Origin of the sequence: Leifsonia sp. NPDC102414, assembly GCF_044765685.1 — a bacterium.
Lineage (GTDB): Bacteria > Actinomycetota > Actinomycetes > Actinomycetales > Microbacteriaceae > Leifsonia.
This window is the reverse complement of the sequence record NZ_JBIWKN010000002.1, coordinates 124,619-141,008: the sequence shown is the minus strand read 5'-3', so window position 1 is coordinate 141,008 and position 16,390 is coordinate 124,619. Positions and strand designations below refer to the sequence as shown.

The following is a 16,390-nucleotide window of genomic DNA, read 5'->3' as shown; positions in this document are numbered from 1 at the left end:
TCCCTGTATACCCCGTTATCGTCCGATTCGACCGGGATGCTCAGAGCTGGGCGACGCTGTCGGAGAGGGCGCCTGCCCCGTGCAGGGCGGCGGCGATGGCGTTCGCGGTCTGCTGGAACGCGCTGTCGGTCTTGGCGGCGCCGATGGCTCCGCCCTTGAGCGCGCCCCCCGCCATGTTCCTGTTGAGGCGCGCGACGAGCCGTCCGTGCTGGTCGACCATGAAGTCGACGAGGAAGGTCTGCTGGAAGTTGTTGCCGGCCAGGCCGCCGAGCAGCACGGTCATGGCGGTGCTCCCGCGCTTGGCGAGCAGGCCGCCCGCCGGACTCGCTGTGACCGCGAACCCCTCGCTCTGGAGTGCGGACGCGACGATGCGCCTGCCGTTCTCGTGGTCGCCGATGATGAAGAAGTCGTGCGCTTTGGCCATGCGGTCAGCGTATCGCCTGAGGTTAACGAGTTGTGAACAGTTGTTTCATGACACAAAAAAACATGAACAGAGCGTTCATGAACGCATAGGCTGCACTCGTGAACGACCGTCAGACCTCCAGCAGACCGACCATCGTCCTCGACTTCGACGGGACCGTGTGCGTCGGCGACGCCCCCGTGTGGGAGTACGCGGAGGCGGTGATCGCCGGCATTCTCGACGCCGGATCGACAGGGCGGACCGACCTCGATGCGTCGCTCCGCGCCAGGCTCGGCGCGTTCCTCGACGGGGAGCCTGGCTCACCCGCATACATCGACGGCTACGCGGCCGTCGCAGCGCTCGCAGCAGGGCACGCAAGCGACGACCTGCTGCAGAGCGCGTACCAGACCAGCCGGCGGGCGCTCGCCGGGGGAACCGTCGCGGTGTCGGCGCCGGCCGGGCTCGCCGACTTCCTCGGCAGCCTGGGGGGAAGCGTCGAGCGCGTGCTCGTGACGAACGCGCCGCTCGACGGGGTGCGGGAGACGCTCGCGGCCATCGGGGTGGCCGACGCGATCGACCGCATCGTCACCGACGCGGACAAACCCGCCGGCTGGACCAGCCTTCTTCCTGTGCTGCTCGACGGCAGGGAGCCGTCGCAGCTGCTGTCGGTGGGCGACATCTGGGGCAACGACCTCGCCCAGCCGCTCGCGGCCGGGTGCGCCACCGCCCTGATCGACCGCTTCGGCCACCGCGCTGGTCCTGCGCACCTGGTCGCGGCGGACTTCCCCGGCCTGTACGACGGCATCCGCCGCTGGGCGGCCGACCCCGCCGGCTTCACCGCCGCGCACCAGTCGACGACGGCCGCGGCCAGCGCTCCGGCCTGACCAGCAGCCGACCTCACCCCTCCACACCCCCACCCCACGACCTCTCTCTCCACAGAATCAGCACCACCCACCACTCGCAGTCCTCACCTCCGCACAGAATGGGAACGTCATGAAAATCCGGAAGATCGCCGTCGCGAGCGCCTCTGGCCTCGCCATCCTCGCCGCGCTCGCGTTGAGTGGATGCGGTGTGCAGCAGCAGACCGCATCCGGCTCCACCGCATCCGGCACGGCGGCCCCCGCCGCCTGCACGGGCACCTCGGACGACTCGGCCAAGGCCCCCACCTCGCTCACCCTCGCGCTCGTCCCCTCCGGCGACGCCGCCAAGCTCGTCGAGACGGTCAAGCCGCTCGAAGAGGCGCTCACCTCGCGTCTCGGCATCCCGGTGAAGGGTGTCATCACGCAGGACTACCAGGCCGCCGTCGAGGCGATCGGCAGCAACCAGGCCCAGATCGGCATGCTCCCGAGCCTCCAGATGAGCCAGGCCTGCGACAAGTACGGCGCCGTCCCCGCCCTGCAGACGCAGCGCAACGGCAAGAGCACGTACGCCGCTCAGTTCTTCACCAACGACCCCAAGAAGTACTGCTCAGACACTCCGGTGAAGGGCGCGAACGGGATGCTGTACTGCAACGGCACCGAGAAGGGCACCGGCCCTGCCGGGCTCGACAGCATCACGAAGATCAAGGGCGCGACGGTCTCGCTGCTCCAGGCCGCATCCCCTGCCGGCTACATCTTCCCCGTCGCGGCGATGAAGAAGGCAGGCCTCGATGTCGACAAGGACATCAAGACCGTCCAGGTCACCGCCAACGACGCCAGCGTGCTCGCCGTCTACAACGGCGACGCCGAGGTCGGCACCAGCTACTGGGATGCGCGCTCCGTCGTGCAGAAGGACACCCCGGATGTGGGTGAGAAGGTCGTGGTCTTCGCTCTGACCGACGAGATCCCGAACGACGGCGCCTCGATCAGCAGCAAGCTCAGCAAGACCTGGCAGACCAAGATCGCCGACGCGATGAAGGACTACGCGGGCACCCCGGAGGGCGTGAAGGCGCTCACCGCGATCTACCAGATCACCGGCCTGGTCGACGCTGACCCCGCGAGCCTGAAGAAGACGCAGGACGCGGCAGCATCCATCGGCCTCGGCTGATCGCACGACCATGAGCGGGGTGGCGGGCACAACATGCCTGCCGCCCCGCATCGACAGTATCGACGGCAAGGAAGGACAGACGAGATGACGGAGTCGTCAGGAGCGCGCATCCGGTTCGAGAACGTGGGCGTCACGTACCCCAACGGATTCTCCGGACTGCGGGACGTGAGCCTCACCATCGAGCCCGGCGAGATGGTCGCCGTCGTCGGGCTGTCCGGCGCAGGCAAGTCGACGCTCATCCGCACGATCAACGGGCTGGTCCCGATCACGTCCGGCGAGATCACCGTGGGCGACTACCAGCTCTCCGGGCTGCGCGGCAAGCGGCTGCGCACCCTGCGCAGCGAGGTCGGGATGGTGTTCCAGAGCTTCAATCTCGCGAAGCGCACCACGGTGCTCAACAACGTGCTGATGGGCCGTCTGCACCACACCTCGGCCTGGCGGACGCTGCTCGCGGCGTGGTCGGCCGACGACGTCGAACTCGCAATGCAGGCGCTCGAGCGCGTGGAGATCGTCTCGAAGGCGTACTCCAGCGCCTCCGAGCTGTCCGGCGGTCAGCAGCAGCGCGTCGCCATCGCGCGCACCCTGGCGCAGCGGCCGAAGGTGATCCTCGCCGACGAGCCCGTCGCCTCCCTCGACCCTCCGACCTCCCACGTGGTGATGCGCGACCTGCAGCGGATCAACGCCGAACTCGGCATCACCGTCGTCGTCAACCTGCACTTCCTCGACCTCGCCCGCCGCTACGGCACCCGCCTGATCGGGCTGCGCAACGGCGAGGTCGTCTACGACGGCCCTGGCGCCGGCGCGGACGAATCCGTGTTCGAGTCGATCTACGGCCGCTCCCTCACCGCGGAGGACGTGCTCGACGCCCCGGCGGTGCTGCCGTGACGAGCGTGACCACCGGTTCGGCGCAGAACGCCCGCCCCGTCAAACCGCGCTCGGCGTGGAAAGTCGTCGTCACCATCGCCGTGCTCGCCGCGATCACGGTCTGGTCGGCGATCGCCGTGCAGGTGGACGTCGGCGCACTCTTCGCCAACGCGCAGAACGCCTCCAACACCCTCATCCAGCTCTTCCAGCCGGACTACACGTTCTTCCCCGAGACGCTGCCGTGGCTGCTGCAGACCGTGCAGATGGCTGTGATCTCCACGGCCGTCAGCGTGATCATCGCGCTGCCGCTGTCGTTCCTCGCCTCCCGCGCCACCAACCCGAACAGCGTCGTCCTCGGCATCGTGCGGTTCGTGATGAACGTCGTCCGCAGCGTGCCGGACCTGCTCTACGCCTCCCTGTTCGTGACCGTGGTCGGCACGGGGGCGCTGTCCGGCATCCTGGCGCTCGTGCTCTTCAACGTCGGCATCATCGTGAAGCTCATCTCCGAAGCGCTCGACGGCCTCGACCGCGGTGGCCAGGAGGCGGCGCTCGCCGCGGGCGGCACCTGGTTCAAGGCCAACCGCGCCGCGATGGTGCCGGAGGTCGCGCCCACCTACCTGTCGCAGGCGATCTACGTGCTCGAGCTGAACATCCGCGCATCCACCGTCATCGGCCTGGTCGGCGCCGGCGGTCTCGGGATGCTCATCGACAAGGTGCGCACCTTCTACCAGTACCACTACCTCAGCATGATCATCTTCGAGATCCTCATCCTCGTCGTGCTGCTCGAGCTGCTCAGCTCATACACCAGGCGGAGGCTGATCCGATGACCGCGCCCACCATCGCCGACCGCACCAGCCCCGCCACGCGCATCCCGAGCCAGCTGCGGCCGCGCAAGCCGCTGCGGATCGCGCGCACGGTCGTGTGGGTGATCGTCACCGTCGTGGTGGTCGCCGCCTTCTGGGGCGTCGACATCTCCTGGGATGCACTGTGGCAGCTCCCGCAGAAGCTCGCCCACTACCTCGGCCTGATGTTCCTGCCTCCCGCCTGGGACAAGCTGCCGGATGCGCTCTCCGCGACCATGCTGTCCGTCGCGATGGCCTGGTTCGGCACCGTGATCGGCGTGATCGTCTCGTTCCCGCTGAGCCTGCTCGCCACGAGAGGGCTGACCCCGGCGGTGGTGCGCTGGCCGCTCCGCGCGGTGTTCGCCGTGCTGCGCGCCGTGCCGGAGGTCGTGATCGCCGTGCTGATGCTGTCGGTCACCGGGCTCACCGCATACACCGGTGCGCTCGCCATCGCGATCGGCTCGATCGGCACGCTCGGCAAGTGGGGTTACGAGAGCTTCGAGTCCGTCGACCGCGGCGCCATCGAGGCGGCGACAGCCGCAGGCGGCTCGCGGGTGCAGATCATGCGCTGGGGCGTGTGGCCGAACGCGAAGCCGGACGTGCTCGCGTTCTGGCTGTACCGGTTCGAGATCAACGTGCGCGCGTCCGCCATCCTCGGCCTGATCGGTGCGGGCGGCATCGGCAAGATGCTGGTCGACAACATCCAGTTCCGCATCTGGGACGTGGTGGGGATGCTGATGATCGTGGTCATCGTCGTCACCATGATCATCGACCAGCTCTCGGGCCTGGTGCGCCACCGCATCATCTCCGGGCACTGGGAGCTGCCGGTGGTCACGGCCGTTCGGCGTCGTTCGGCGCGTCGGGTGCGCGCGGAGAGCATCGAGCTGAAGGCGACGGAATAGGGTGACGTCGTGAGCTTCCCTGCCGAGCGCGGCCTGCGCATCCTGCACATCTCCGACACCCACCTCTTCGGCGACGGCAGCCTGCACTACGGGATGGTCGACACGCTCGCCGCGCTCGACCGTGTCCTCGCCCGCGCGTCCTCGCTCGGTGTCGTCGACCTCGTCGCGGTGTCAGGCGACCTGTCGGACGACGGCAGCGCGGAGTCGTACAGGATGCTCGCCGGGCGGATCGCTCCGTGGGCCTCCGAGCACGGAGCCGCCGTGGTCTACGCGATGGGCAACCACGACCTCCGCGATGGCTTCGAGGGCGTGCTCGGCGCCCGCGAGACGGTCGTGGAGGTCGCCGGTTTCCGGGTGGTCACGGTCGACACCTCCGTGCCTGGCGCCGGTTACGGGGCGGTGGATGCGGCTGCTCTCGACCGCCTGCGCGGCGTCGTCGACTCCCCGTCCGCGCACGGCGCCGTCGTGGTGTTGCATCATCCGCCCATCCCCGCCGCGAGCGCGCTGCTGGCTGCTCTGGAACTGCAGAACCCGTCCGGGGTGCTGGAGGCGTGCGCATCCGGCGATGTGCGGCTCGTGCTGGCAGGGCACTACCACCACGCCATGAGCACGGTCGCGGAGGGCATCCCGGTCGTCGTCGCCCCTGGCACGGCGAACAGCTCAGATCCCATCGCCGCCGCCGGAACGGAGCGCGCGACCGTCGGCTCCGGCTTCGCGGTGATCGACCTCCCGCTGGAGGGTGACCCGACCGTCATGTTCGTCGCCGCGCCCAGCGCAGAGGACGGCACGGAGATCTTCGACCTGGACGCGGCGGAGGTCGAGCGCATCGCCGCGGCGGCCGGCCCGAAGGAGCCACGATGACCGACCACCGTCCCGGCGAGGTCATCGCGACCATCCGCTCCGTCCTCCCCTCCCTGCTGCCGACGGAGCAGGCCGTCGCGGCCGTGCTGCTGGAGCGTTCGGCGGAGATCGTGGAGCTCAGCTCGCAGCAGGTCGCCGAGCTGGCCGGCGCCTCCCGTGCCACCGTGGTGCGCACCTGCCAGAGCCTCGGCTTCACCGGCTACCAGCAGTTGCGCGTGCTGCTCGCCAGGGACGCGGGCTACCGCCCCGTCGCAGCAGAGGCCGCCGCGCCCGTCGGGTCGGCCGGCATCGTCACGCAGACCTTCACCCACATCGCAGGCAGGGTGGACGACATGGTCGCCCTCCTCGACGCGGACGCGGTGGAGCGCGCCGTCGAGGCACTCGTCTCCGCCCGCCGCGTGGTCGCGGTGGGCAACGGACTCTCTGCCCCTCTTGCGCTGGATGCGGCCGCCCGCCTCACCAGCGTCGGCCGGGCAGCGGAGTCCCCGCTCGACGTGATCGGCCAGCAGATCACCGCGCGGCTGCTCTCGCCAGGCGACGTGCTGCTGGCGGTCAGCGGGAGCGGCTCGAACGCATCCACTCTCCGCACGGCCGGCGCGGCGACGGCGGCGGGCGCGACCGTGATCGCGGTGACCGCGTTCGTGCGCAGCCCGATCGCGCAGGCCGCCGACGTCGCACTGGTCGTGACCATGCCCGACCTGACCTTCCGCGACGAGATCACCCTCGCCTCCCGGCTTCCGCAGGCCATCCTCATCGAGGGGCTGGTCGCTGCGGTGACGCAGCGCCTCGGCGACGCTGCGACCACGGCGAAGTCGCTGGCGCTGGACGCGATCAGCGACAACCTGGCGGAGTAGGGGTCTGCCATCCCCTGGCGCGGCAGAATGAGGGGACCAGGACACGAGGAGGCTCACATGCCCGTGACAGGAATCGGCGGACTCTTCTTCCGCAGCGGCGACCCGGATGCGCGGGCCGCCTGGTACAAGGAGCACCTCGGCATCGACGCAGGGCAGGCATCCGTCTGGCAGCAGGAGGCAGGGATGACCGTGTTCGCCCCGTTCCCCGCCGACAGCGACTACTTCGCCGCCGACCAGGCGTTCATGCTCAACCTGCGGGTCACCGAGCTGGATGCGCTGGCGGCGAGCCTCGAAGCGGCGGGCATCCAGGTGGAACGCAAAGACGAGTGGACGAACACGGAGTACGGGAGCTTCGCGCGCATCCACGATCCGGAGGGGCTCGCGATCGAGCTGTGGCAACCTCCGAACTGACCATTGCTCAACAGCGGGCCGAGGACTACCGTGCGACGGGCTGGGTCTTCGCCGACCAGCGTCCGTGTGCAACATCGACGTTCTAGGAGAGAACACCATGAGTGATACCACCCCACCGGCCAGCTACCCCGCGTCGTCGTCCCCGGCGGGAAGCGGCGCACCCGTCGCTCCGCCGCAGCAGGTGAACATCGCGTTCTGGCTGTACATCGTCGGCGCCGCCCTGAGCCTCATCGCGCTCATCGTCTCGCTCGCGACGGTCGGATCGCTCAAGGACGACGTGCAGAAGCAGCTCGCGAACCAGGGCCAGCAGATCTCCGACGCGACGCTCAACGCGACGGTCGGCGTGTCCGTCACGCTCGCCGTGGTGTTCGGCATCCTCTACATCGCGGCGTACGTGCTGTTCGCGTTCTTCATGCGCCGCGGTGCGAACTGGGCGCGCATCGTGCTGCTGATCGTCACCGTGCTCTCGCTCTTCGGCATCCTCGGCGGCTATGGTCTCGGCGCGGCCCGCGTGGTCGTCGGCGTGATCGCCACCGTGCTGATCTTCCTCAAGCCGGCAAACGAGTACTTCGCCGCAGTGAAGGCGAGCAAGCGGGTCTGACCGCGCCGATGAGCCTGAGCGTGGACGGTGGCGAAAAGTCACCGCCCACGCTCAGGCTTGTTCCTGTATCGTAGATAAGTCGGCTCTTGACACCGCACGTTCGTGCGGATGGGTTTGTAAGTCAGGTGGGCCGGTTTCGCCGCCGTTCGGCAGGCGAATGATCACTGTATGTGAACGGCCCCGGCCAAAGACTGCCCGGGTTCTCCTTTGAAGCGCGGTAACGATCCGCGTGCTTCGTCATGCATAACGAGAACAACCCAGGAAGACATCCATGCCCGGATTCAAGAAGCACGGAAACAACAGCGCTCCTGGCGCCCGCAAGGGTGCCCCCAAGGCAGGCAGCCGCAGCCCCAGCCACCGCGGATACCGCGCGGCGGAAGAGGGCGCAGCCCCGAAGAAGGCCCGCTGGTCGGAGGACGAGCGCGCCGCCCGCGGTCGCGCAACGTACGGAAGCCGCGATGGCGGAAGCCGCGATGGCGGGCGCGAAGGCGCAGGCTCGACCGGCGCCCGCAAGGAGCGCCCGAACTGGGAGCCCCGCGGCAAGGACGCACGCCGCACCTGGCAGCCGGACGGCGACCGCTCGCGCGGCCGTGACGACCGCGCTCCGCGTCGCGACTTCGACAACGACCGTCCGCGTCGTTCGTTCGATGGCGACCGCGCTCCGCGTCGCGATTTCGACAACGACCGTCCGCGTCGTTCGTTCGATGGCGACCGCGCTCCGCGTCGCGATTTCGACAACGACCGTCCGCGTCGTTCGTTCGACGGCGACCGCGCACCGCGCCGCGACTTCGACAAGGACCGCGCTCCGCGTTCGTTCGACAAGGATCGCGCTCCGCGTTCGTTCGACGGCGACCGTGGACCGCGTCGCGATTTCGACAACGACCGCCCGCGCCGTGGAAACGACGACCGCGCTCCCCGTCGCGACTTCGACAAGGACCGCGCTCCGCGCTCGTTCGACGGCGACCGCGGACCGCGTCGTGACTTCGACAACGACCGACCCCGTCGTTCGTTCGACGGCGACCGCGCACCGCGTCGCGATTTCGACAACGACCGCCCGCGTCGCGGAAACGACGACCGCGCTCCCCGTCGCGACTTCGACAACGACCGTCCGCGTCGTGACTTCGACAACGACCGCGGCCCCCGCCGCTCGTTCGACGCCGACCGCGCACCGCGCCGCGACAGCTCGTCGTCGTTCTACCCGTCGCGCGACGAGAAGCCCGCGTTCACGGCGAATGACGACGTCGTGCTCGAGCGCCTCGAGGCAGACGCCATCGAGGCGAAGGACGTCGACGGCGTGACCTTCGGCGACCTCGGCCTCGGCGGCAACATCGTCCGCGCGCTCGCCGAGCTCGGCGCCGACCGGCCGTTCCCCATCCAGGCTGCGACGACCCCGGATGTGCTGGCAGGCAAGGACGTCCTCGGCCGCGGCCGCACGGGCTCCGGCAAGACCATCGCTTTCGGCGCCCCCATGGTGGAGCGACTGATGACCCTCTGGGCCGAATCGGGCAAGTCGGGCGGCAAGCGCCAGATGGGCCGCAAGCCGCGCGCCCTCATCCTGGCACCCACCCGCGAGCTCGCCCTGCAGATCGACCGCACCGTGCAGCCGATCGCCCGCAGCGTCGGCCTGTTCACCACGCAGATCTATGGCGGTGTGCCGCAGGCCCGTCAGGTGGGAGCGCTGCAGCGCGGCGTCGACATCGTGATCGGCACCCCCGGCCGCATCGAGGACCTCATCGAGCAGGGGCGTCTCGACCTCAGCGAGGTCGTCATCACCGTCCTGGACGAGGCGGACCACATGTGCGACCTCGGCTTCCTGGAGCCGGTGCAGCGCATCCTGCGCGAGACGTCGGAGGGCGGCCAGAAGCTGCTGTTCTCCGCGACCCTCGACAAGGGTGTCGCCCAGCTCGTCGACGAGTTCCTGGTGAACCCGACCGTGCACGAGGTCGCCGGCGAAGACCAGGCGTCCTCCACGATCGACCACCGCGTGCTGGTCATCGAGCACCGCGACAAGGCGGCGATCATCGAGCAGCTCGCCGACCGCGACGGCAAGACCCTGGTCTTCGCCCGCACCCGCGCGTTCGCCGAGATGCTCGCCGACCAGCTCGACGACGCCGGCATCCCGGCCGTCAGCCTGCACGGCGACCTCAACCAGTCCCGCCGCACCCGCAACCTCGGCCAGCTCACCAGCGGCCGGGTCAACGTGCTCGTCGCCACCGACGTCGCCGCCCGTGGCATCCACGTCGACGACATCGATCTGGTCATCCAGGCCGACGCGCCCGACGAGTACAAGACCTACCTGCACCGTTCCGGCCGCACCGGCCGCGCCGGCAAGCAGGGCACGGTCGTCACGCTCATCCCGCGTCAGCGTCAGCGCCGCATGACCGAGCTGCTCGGTCGCGCCGAGATCGAGGCCGAGTTCGTGCCGGCGATCCCCGGCGACCAGCTCATCACCGACCTGGCTCAGGCGGCAGCGCAGGCATAACGCCGCGGCGAGCAGCACGACAGCGACGCACGAAGGCCGCACCGGATGCATCCGGTGCGGCCTTCGTCGTCTTCTGGCTCGATCGGGCCGGCGCGGGGTAGTGTCTGGCCATGACCAACGGTTCGCTCGTCTTCGCAGGCGGCGGGGTGGCGGGGATCGCGTGGGAGGTCGGCGTGATCGCCGGCATCGCCGACGCCGACCCGCAGCTCGCCGAGCACCTCCTCGCGCCGGAGGTCACGTTCATCGGCACATCGGCGGGTTCGGCGGTGGCGGCGCAGCTCGCCAGCGGCGTCGACCTGGACACGCTGTACGCAGCGCAGGTCTCCGACGACACCGCAGAGTTCGACCCCCGCGTCGACCTCGCCGCCCTGATGGAGCGGTTCATGGCGGCGGCGCAACCGGACGCATCCACAGCGGAGAGCCTGCAGGCGATCGGCCGACTCGCTCTCGACACGCAGACCGTGGCCGAGGCGGAACGCATGGTGTCGATCGACGCGCGCCTGCCGTACGAGGAATGGCCGGACAGACGCCTGCTGATCACGGCAGTGGATGCGGTCAGCGGCGAGTTCCGCGTCTTCGACGCCGCGTCGGGGGTGCGCCTCGGCGCTGCCGTCGCTGCCAGCTGCGCCGTTCCGGGGGTGTGGCCGCCCGTGACCATCGGAGATCGTCGATACATGGACGGCGGGATGCGCTCGCTCGCGAACGCCGATCTCGCCGCCGGTTCGGACTGGGTGCTGGTGGTCGCGCCTATCCTGGACGGCGTTCCCGGCTTCGGCCAGATCCCTCCCGGTGAGCTGGAGTCGCTCGCTCCGGCTCCCGTGCACGTCGTCTACGCCGACGAAGCCTCCTTCGCCGCCTTCAGCGTCAACCCGCTCGACCCGGCGACCCGCCCGGCCTCCGCCGCGGCTGGGCGCACCATCGGCGCTGCCTCCGCCCACCGCATCCGCGCCGCCCTCGACCGTACCCACTGACATCGAGTCCGAACCTCTTCAGGCGACACGCCGGTCGAGGATGTGAACAACTTCGGACTCGATTATGCGGGGATGAGCTGGGCGAGGGCGTGAGCTGCGAGGCCGGCCATGCGGGGGTTGTCGTCTGAGTTGACGGCGAGGGCCGTGGCCATTGTGACCGCCCAGCCGCGGGCGCGGCGCCAGGCGGCGTCGTCGACGAGCGCAGCGGGGGAGAGACGGGTGAGCTCTGCGCGGAACACGGCGCGCGCATCCTGGTCGAAGGTCAGCCACGCGGTCGCGAGGTCGGTGGCCGGATCGCCGGCGGTCACGTCGCCGAAGTCGATCACCGCGGCGAGCCGGGCGAGGTCGGGCGTCAGCACCAGGTTGCCAGGGTGCAGGTCGCCGTGCAGCCAGATCGGCGGCCCATCCCACGCCGGCGCCTCGAGCGCATCCCGCCACGCGTCAGCGAGGTCGGCCACCTCCATCCGCTCCGACAGGTGGCGCAGCCGTTCCTGGACTGCCGCATCCCTGGTCGCCAGGGGTACGCCGCGCACGGGGTTGGCCGGGACGTCGCCGCTCGCCGGTTCGTGCAGTGCTGCGACGAACGCCGCCAGCGGCAGGGCGATGGATGCGCGCTCCTCCGCCGTTACCTCGGCCCCGTCGATCCCGTCGACCCACGGCACGATGCTCCACGCGAACGGGAACAGCTCCGACGGCACGCCGATACGCACGGGAGCGGGGATGCCGACCCCGACGCGCGCCGCGAACGCGGGCAGCACCTGCTGCTCGTGCTCGATCAGGTGCGCGGCGACCTCACGGCGCGGGATGCGCACCGCGTACGCATCGCCGAGCCGGTAGATCAGGTTGTCCCAGCCGTCGGAGACGAGCGTGAGCGGACCGGCGAGGTCGGGGTGCTGCGTGGCGATCAGCCGCGCGACGAGGTCGGCGTCGCTGGCGATGTCGGATTCCGGGGTGTTGTGCACTGCTCGACGCCCTGCTACGGCGTCCGGACGTACGACGACACGGCAGGTCCAGGGTGCAGGACGCCGTTCACTATCGCCTCGATGGCGAACTCGCTGGCCTTGGCGAGGTCGATCGCTGTCGGATCGAGCAGCCACTGAAGCTGCAGTCCGTCCATGACCGCGAGGATGGACGCCGCCGCCTTGTCGATCGTGTCCGGATCCGTCACGTTCTCCTGCGCGCAGAGCTCACGGAAGGCATCGTCGATCTCGAGCCGGAGCGTGTGGTAGCGGTCGAAGAAGTACGACTTCGCCGGGTGGTCGTCTGTCACGGACTCGGACGAGAGCACGGTGTACACCTGCACGATGCCCGGCCGCTGGGCGTTGCGCAGCGCCGTGTCGACGAGGTGGGCGAACAGTGCGGGACCGCCGGGGATGTGGCGGTCGGCCAAGTGGGCGACGTCGTCCTGGTCGCGGAACTCGAGCACTTCGAGCAGCAGGTTCTGCTTGGTTCCGAAGTGGTGCAGCACACCGGCGTGGGTCATCCCGACCTGCTCGGCGATGTCCGTCAGGGTGCCGTTTGCCGAGCCCTTCGTGCCGAAGGTCTCGATCGCCGCGCGGAGGATCTTCTTGCGTTTGCGCTCGGTCTCCGGGCGCGGACTGGTGCTGCCGCCCGTGGTGACCATTCGTGCCGTCCTCTGTCTCGTGCTGCTTGCATGCGAGCTTACCACTCAGTAACCTCGGACCGACTTGCTTTCTGACCAGTAAGCAAGTTATCGTCGGCCGACAACACGCACCAAGAGGGCACAGCGAATGTGCCCGTCATGAAGGAGAAGCAATGAGGCTTAGGAAAACCCTGATCACGGCATCCGCGATCATGGCCATCGGCGCACTCGCGCTCACTGGCTGCTCATCGAGCGGCTCATCAGGAGCGAACAGTGCGAGCGGAGGCTCGCTCACAGTCGCGAAGCCCGACGGCGCAGCCGTCCTCGCGACCCAGATCAACAACCCGTTCATCACCACAGGCTCCGGCATGTCGCTCGGATACGACCGGATGATCTACGAGCCCCTCGCGCTCGTCAACCCGGTCGGCAAGAACGAGACCACCCCGTGGCTCGCCTCGAAGGTCCAGTGGAACTCCGACTACACGCAGCTCACGGTCACCCCGCGCGCGAACGTCAAGTGGAGCGACGGCAAGCCCTTCACCGCGGACGACATCGTCTTCACGTACAACCTGATCAAGAGCACCCCGGCACTCGACCTGGGCGGCCTCAAGCTGACCGAGGTCAAGAAGGACGGGGACAACGTCGTCCTGAACTTCAGCGAGTCGAAGTTCGTCAAGCAGGGCGACGTGCTGCAGGTCGGCATCGTCCCGGAGCACCAGTGGAAGGGCATCGCAGACCCGACAAAGGATGCGGTCAAGGACGCGATCGGCACCGGCCCGTACACGGTTAAGACGTTCTCGTCGCAGGGCGTCGTGCTGAAGGCGCGCACCGACTACTGGGGCGGCAAGGTCCCGGTGGGCGAGCTGAAGTACCTCGAGTACAACGACAACACCGGCCTCCTCCGCGCACTGCAGAGCGGCGAGACCGACTGGGCGCAGATCTTCATCACGGACTACCAGAAGAACTACGTGGACAAGGACCCGAAGCACAACGTGTTCTGGGGCGCCAACGTCCTGAGCCCGGACATGATCCTGGTCAACAACACCAAGGCTCCGTTCAACGACGTGGCGTTCCGCAAGGCCGTCAACATGGTCATCGACCGCAAGGCGCACGCAGAGAAGGCGCGCAGCAACGCCGGCCCGGAGCTGACCAACGTGACGGGCATCCCGCAGCCGACCGGTGACCAGTACATCGCTCCCGAGTACAAGGACCAGACGTTCAAGATCGACGTCGACGGTGCCAAGAAGGTGCTCACCGACGCCGGGTACACCTGGAAGAGCGGCGCGCTGATCGACCCGTCTGGCAACCCTGTCTCCTTCACGCTGTCCGACCCTCAGGGCTGGAACGACTACGTCACCGGCATCCAGCTGGTCGCGACGCAGATCAAGAACACGCTCGGCGCCGACGCGAAGGTCGCCACCCCTGACGCCGACACCTGGACCGCGAACGTGGCCTCCGGCAACTTCGACGCCGTGCTGCACTGGACCGGCTCCGGCTCGAACCCGTGGCACATCTACGACGACGTCATGAACGGCGCATACCTCGAGCAGGCAGCGGACGGCAAGGTCGCGGACAACTTCGGTCGCTACAACAACCCGGAGGCGACGGCGCTGCTCAAGGAGTACGCCCAGTCCTCCGACGACTCCGCACGCACCGCTGCGCTGAACAAGCTGCAGAAGATCTTCGTGGAGGACGTCCCGGCGATCCCGATCGGAACGCACCCGCAGCTCGCCGAGTACAACACCCGCAAGTTCACGGGGTGGCCGAGCGAGAGCAACCAGTACGCGACTGCTGACCCCACCCAGCCGTCGGCCGTCCAGGTGCTCATGAACCTGAAGCCGGCAAGCAAGTAAGCAACCTGCGCGTCCGGGGTGGACGAGGGCTTTCCGAGCCCGAGTCCACCCCGGATCGTCCGCGGTCAGCGTGAAAGCGACATCCCTATGACAGACTCCCTTCTTTCCGTGCGCGATTTTTCGGTCGTGTACGACGTCGACCCGCCCGTCGAGGCGGTCAAGAACGTCACCATCGACATCAAACGTGGTGAAATCGTCGGCCTCGCCGGTGAGAGCGGGTGTGGGAAGACCACCCTCGCCTACGGCGTGCAGCGACTCCTCAAGCCCCCGGCCGTCATCAGCAGCGGCAGCGTCGTCTTCCACGACGAAGGCGGCGACGACATCGACATCAACTCCCTCGACGCGGAGGAGATGCGCCGGTTCCGCTGGAACAAGGTCTCCATGGTCTTCCAGGGAGCCATGAACGCCCTCAACCCGGTGGCCACCATCGGCTCTCAGCTCGAGGACGTGTTCCTGGTGCACCGCCCGGGGATGAGCAAGGCCCAGCGACGCGCGGAGGCAGCCGAACTCCTCGAGATCGTGAAGGTGGGCGCTCAGCGCCTGCGCTCGTTCCCGCACGAGCTCTCCGGCGGTATGCGCCAGCGCGTGATGATCGCCATGGCCCTCGCGCTCCGCCCGCAGCTGATGGTGATGGACGAGCCCACCACCGCACTCGACGTGCTCGTGCAGCGTGAGATCCTCAAGCAGATCTCGCAGCTCCGCCACGACTTCGGCTTCTCCGTCGTCTTCATCACCCACGACCTCCCGCTGCTGCTGGAGATCAGCGACCGCATCGCGATCATGCGCGAAGGGGAGATCGTCGAGCTCGCAGACGCAGAACAGATCTGGACGAACCCCCAGCACGACTACACGCGCCAGCTGCTCCGATCGTTCCCACGCCTCACCGGCGAGAGAGGAGTGGTCGTCCGATGACCACGCTCGAGTTCAAGAACGTCACCAAGATCTACAACGTGCGCGGAGCGGGACAGCTCAAGGCGCTCGACGACGTCAGCTTCACCCTCGGCCCCGGCCAGACCATCGGTCTGGTCGGTCAGTCCGGCAGTGGCAAGTCGACCATCGCGAAGATCCTCACCCAGCTCGAGACGCCGACCAGCGGAGAGGTGCTGCTGGACGGCACCCCTGTTCCCCGCTCCGGCAAGCGGCTGCGGAAGTACCGCCAGCAACTGCGGATGGTCTTCCAGGACCCCTTCGCCTCCCTGAACCCGTCGCACTCGATCCGCCACCACATCGAGCGCCCGTTGCGCCTGGACAACGTGGTCCCGAGCAAAGAGGTGGACGGAGAGGTGCGGCGGCTGCTGCAGCGCGTCCGGCTGGATGCGGACGCCGTGATCGACCGTCGCCCGCACGAGCTCTCCGGCGGTCAGCGTCAGCGCGTTGCCATCGCCCGCGCGCTCGCATCCCGCCCCGCACTGCTCGTCGCCGACGAGCCGGTGTCGATGCTCGACGTGTCGATCCGCCTCGGCGTCCTGAACCTGCTCGCCGAGCTGCAGAGCCAGGAAGGGCTCGGCGTCCTCTACATCACCCACGACCTGGCGACGGCCAGGCACTTCAGCGACGAGATCATCGTGCTCAACCAGGGCAGGATCGTCGAGCACGGAACGGCGGATGACGTCATCCTCCGGCCGAAAGACCCATACACGCGCGAGCTCCGCGCCGCGTCCCCCGACCCGGAGAAGCACTTCGGATCGCTGGCCGCACAGACGTCAGGAGGTGCGCTGTGA

General features: G+C 68.7%; 17 protein-coding genes. 14 read left to right on the top strand and 3 right to left on the bottom strand.

Annotated elements, in window-relative coordinates; genetic code table 11:
• Positions 1 to 40 precede the first annotated feature (40 nt).
• Complete coding sequence (locus tag ACIRCZ_RS08930; protein ID WP_402852005.1) at positions 41 to 424, bottom strand: hypothetical protein; 384 nt, start codon at positions 422 to 424, stop codon at positions 41 to 43.
• A gap of 98 nt (positions 425 to 522) precedes the next feature.
• Here ACIRCZ_RS08930 and ACIRCZ_RS08925 point away from each other — a divergent pair, with 98 nt between their 5' ends.
• The 11 genes from ACIRCZ_RS08925 to ACIRCZ_RS08875 all read left to right on the top strand — a co-directional run bounded on the left by ACIRCZ_RS08925 (position 523) and on the right by ACIRCZ_RS08875 (position 11,213).
• Positions 523 to 1,284, top strand: coding sequence for an HAD family hydrolase (locus tag ACIRCZ_RS08925; protein WP_402852003.1), 762 nt, complete (start codon positions 523 to 525; stop codon positions 1,282 to 1,284).
• Positions 1,285 to 1,393: 109 nt separating this feature from the next.
• Complete coding sequence (gene phnD, locus ACIRCZ_RS08920; RefSeq protein ID WP_402852001.1) at positions 1,394 to 2,425, top strand: phosphate/phosphite/phosphonate ABC transporter substrate-binding protein; 1,032 nt, start codon at positions 1,394 to 1,396, stop codon at positions 2,423 to 2,425.
• 84 nt (positions 2,426 to 2,509) lie between these two features.
• Positions 2,510 to 3,310, top strand: coding sequence for a phosphonate ABC transporter ATP-binding protein (gene phnC, locus ACIRCZ_RS08915; RefSeq protein WP_055898499.1), 801 nt, complete (start codon positions 2,510 to 2,512; stop codon positions 3,308 to 3,310).
• Positions 3,307 to 4,116 carry a phosphonate ABC transporter, permease protein PhnE gene (gene phnE / locus ACIRCZ_RS08910; RefSeq protein ID WP_055898502.1) on the top strand — a complete coding sequence of 270 codons (810 nt, stop codon included), beginning with the start codon at positions 3,307 to 3,309 and terminating at the stop codon, positions 4,114 to 4,116. Before phnC ends, phnE (ACIRCZ_RS08910) begins: the two co-directional genes overlap by 4 nt.
• Positions 4,113 to 5,033 (top strand): phosphonate ABC transporter, permease protein PhnE, encoded by a 921-nt coding sequence (gene phnE / locus ACIRCZ_RS08905; protein ID WP_402851997.1) that lies wholly within the window; start codon positions 4,113 to 4,115, stop codon positions 5,031 to 5,033. The genes phnE (ACIRCZ_RS08910) and phnE (ACIRCZ_RS08905) overlap by 4 nt, the downstream gene beginning before the upstream one ends.
• A gap of 9 nt (positions 5,034 to 5,042) precedes the next feature.
• Positions 5,043 to 5,894: a metallophosphoesterase gene (locus tag ACIRCZ_RS08900; protein ID WP_402851994.1), complete on the top strand. Its 852-nt coding sequence runs from the start codon at positions 5,043 to 5,045 to the stop codon at positions 5,892 to 5,894.
• Positions 5,891 to 6,748, top strand: a complete 858-nt coding sequence (locus ACIRCZ_RS08895) for a MurR/RpiR family transcriptional regulator (RefSeq protein WP_055898505.1) — start codon at positions 5,891 to 5,893, stop codon at positions 6,746 to 6,748. Before ACIRCZ_RS08900 ends, ACIRCZ_RS08895 begins: the two co-directional genes overlap by 4 nt.
• Positions 6,749 to 6,805: 57 nt before the next feature.
• A complete protein-coding gene (locus ACIRCZ_RS08890; RefSeq protein ID WP_055898508.1) occupies positions 6,806 to 7,159 on the top strand; it encodes a VOC family protein in 354 nt (117 codons plus the stop codon).
• 97 nt (positions 7,160 to 7,256) lie between these two features.
• On the top strand, positions 7,257 to 7,760 hold the full coding sequence (locus ACIRCZ_RS08885; protein WP_402851989.1) for a hypothetical protein: 504 nt from the start codon (positions 7,257 to 7,259) through the stop codon (positions 7,758 to 7,760).
• A 271-nt stretch (positions 7,761 to 8,031) separates the two neighbouring features.
• Complete coding sequence (locus tag ACIRCZ_RS08880) at positions 8,032 to 10,242, top strand: DEAD/DEAH box helicase (protein WP_402851986.1); 2,211 nt, start codon at positions 8,032 to 8,034, stop codon at positions 10,240 to 10,242.
• A 110-nt stretch (positions 10,243 to 10,352) separates the two neighbouring features.
• Positions 10,353 to 11,213 (top strand): patatin-like phospholipase family protein, encoded by an 861-nt coding sequence (locus ACIRCZ_RS08875; protein ID WP_402851983.1) that lies wholly within the window; start codon positions 10,353 to 10,355, stop codon positions 11,211 to 11,213.
• 62 nt (positions 11,214 to 11,275) lie between these two features.
• Here ACIRCZ_RS08875 and ACIRCZ_RS08870 read toward each other — a convergent pair whose 3' ends face one another.
• Together ACIRCZ_RS08870 and ACIRCZ_RS08865 are read right to left on the bottom strand one after the other, a co-directional pair.
• Complete coding sequence (locus ACIRCZ_RS08870; protein WP_402851980.1) at positions 11,276 to 12,175, bottom strand: aminoglycoside phosphotransferase family protein; 900 nt, start codon at positions 12,173 to 12,175, stop codon at positions 11,276 to 11,278.
• 14 nt (positions 12,176 to 12,189) lie between these two features.
• A complete protein-coding gene (locus ACIRCZ_RS08865; protein ID WP_055898521.1) occupies positions 12,190 to 12,837 on the bottom strand; it encodes a TetR/AcrR family transcriptional regulator in 648 nt (215 codons plus the stop codon).
• A gap of 152 nt (positions 12,838 to 12,989) precedes the next feature.
• On the opposite strand from ACIRCZ_RS08865, the gene ACIRCZ_RS08860 reads away from it, so the two are divergent.
• The 3 genes from ACIRCZ_RS08860 (at position 12,990) to ACIRCZ_RS08850 (ending at position 16,390) form a co-directional block, all read left to right on the top strand.
• Positions 12,990 to 14,669, top strand: a complete 1,680-nt coding sequence (locus tag ACIRCZ_RS08860) for an ABC transporter substrate-binding protein (RefSeq protein WP_055898524.1) — start codon at positions 12,990 to 12,992, stop codon at positions 14,667 to 14,669.
• 87 nt (positions 14,670 to 14,756) lie between these two features.
• Positions 14,757 to 15,581 (top strand): ABC transporter ATP-binding protein, encoded by an 825-nt coding sequence (locus ACIRCZ_RS08855; RefSeq protein WP_402851975.1) that lies wholly within the window; start codon positions 14,757 to 14,759, stop codon positions 15,579 to 15,581.
• Positions 15,578 to 16,390, top strand: a complete 813-nt coding sequence (locus ACIRCZ_RS08850) for an ABC transporter ATP-binding protein (RefSeq protein WP_055898530.1) — start codon at positions 15,578 to 15,580, stop codon at positions 16,388 to 16,390. The genes ACIRCZ_RS08855 and ACIRCZ_RS08850 overlap by 4 nt, the downstream gene beginning before the upstream one ends.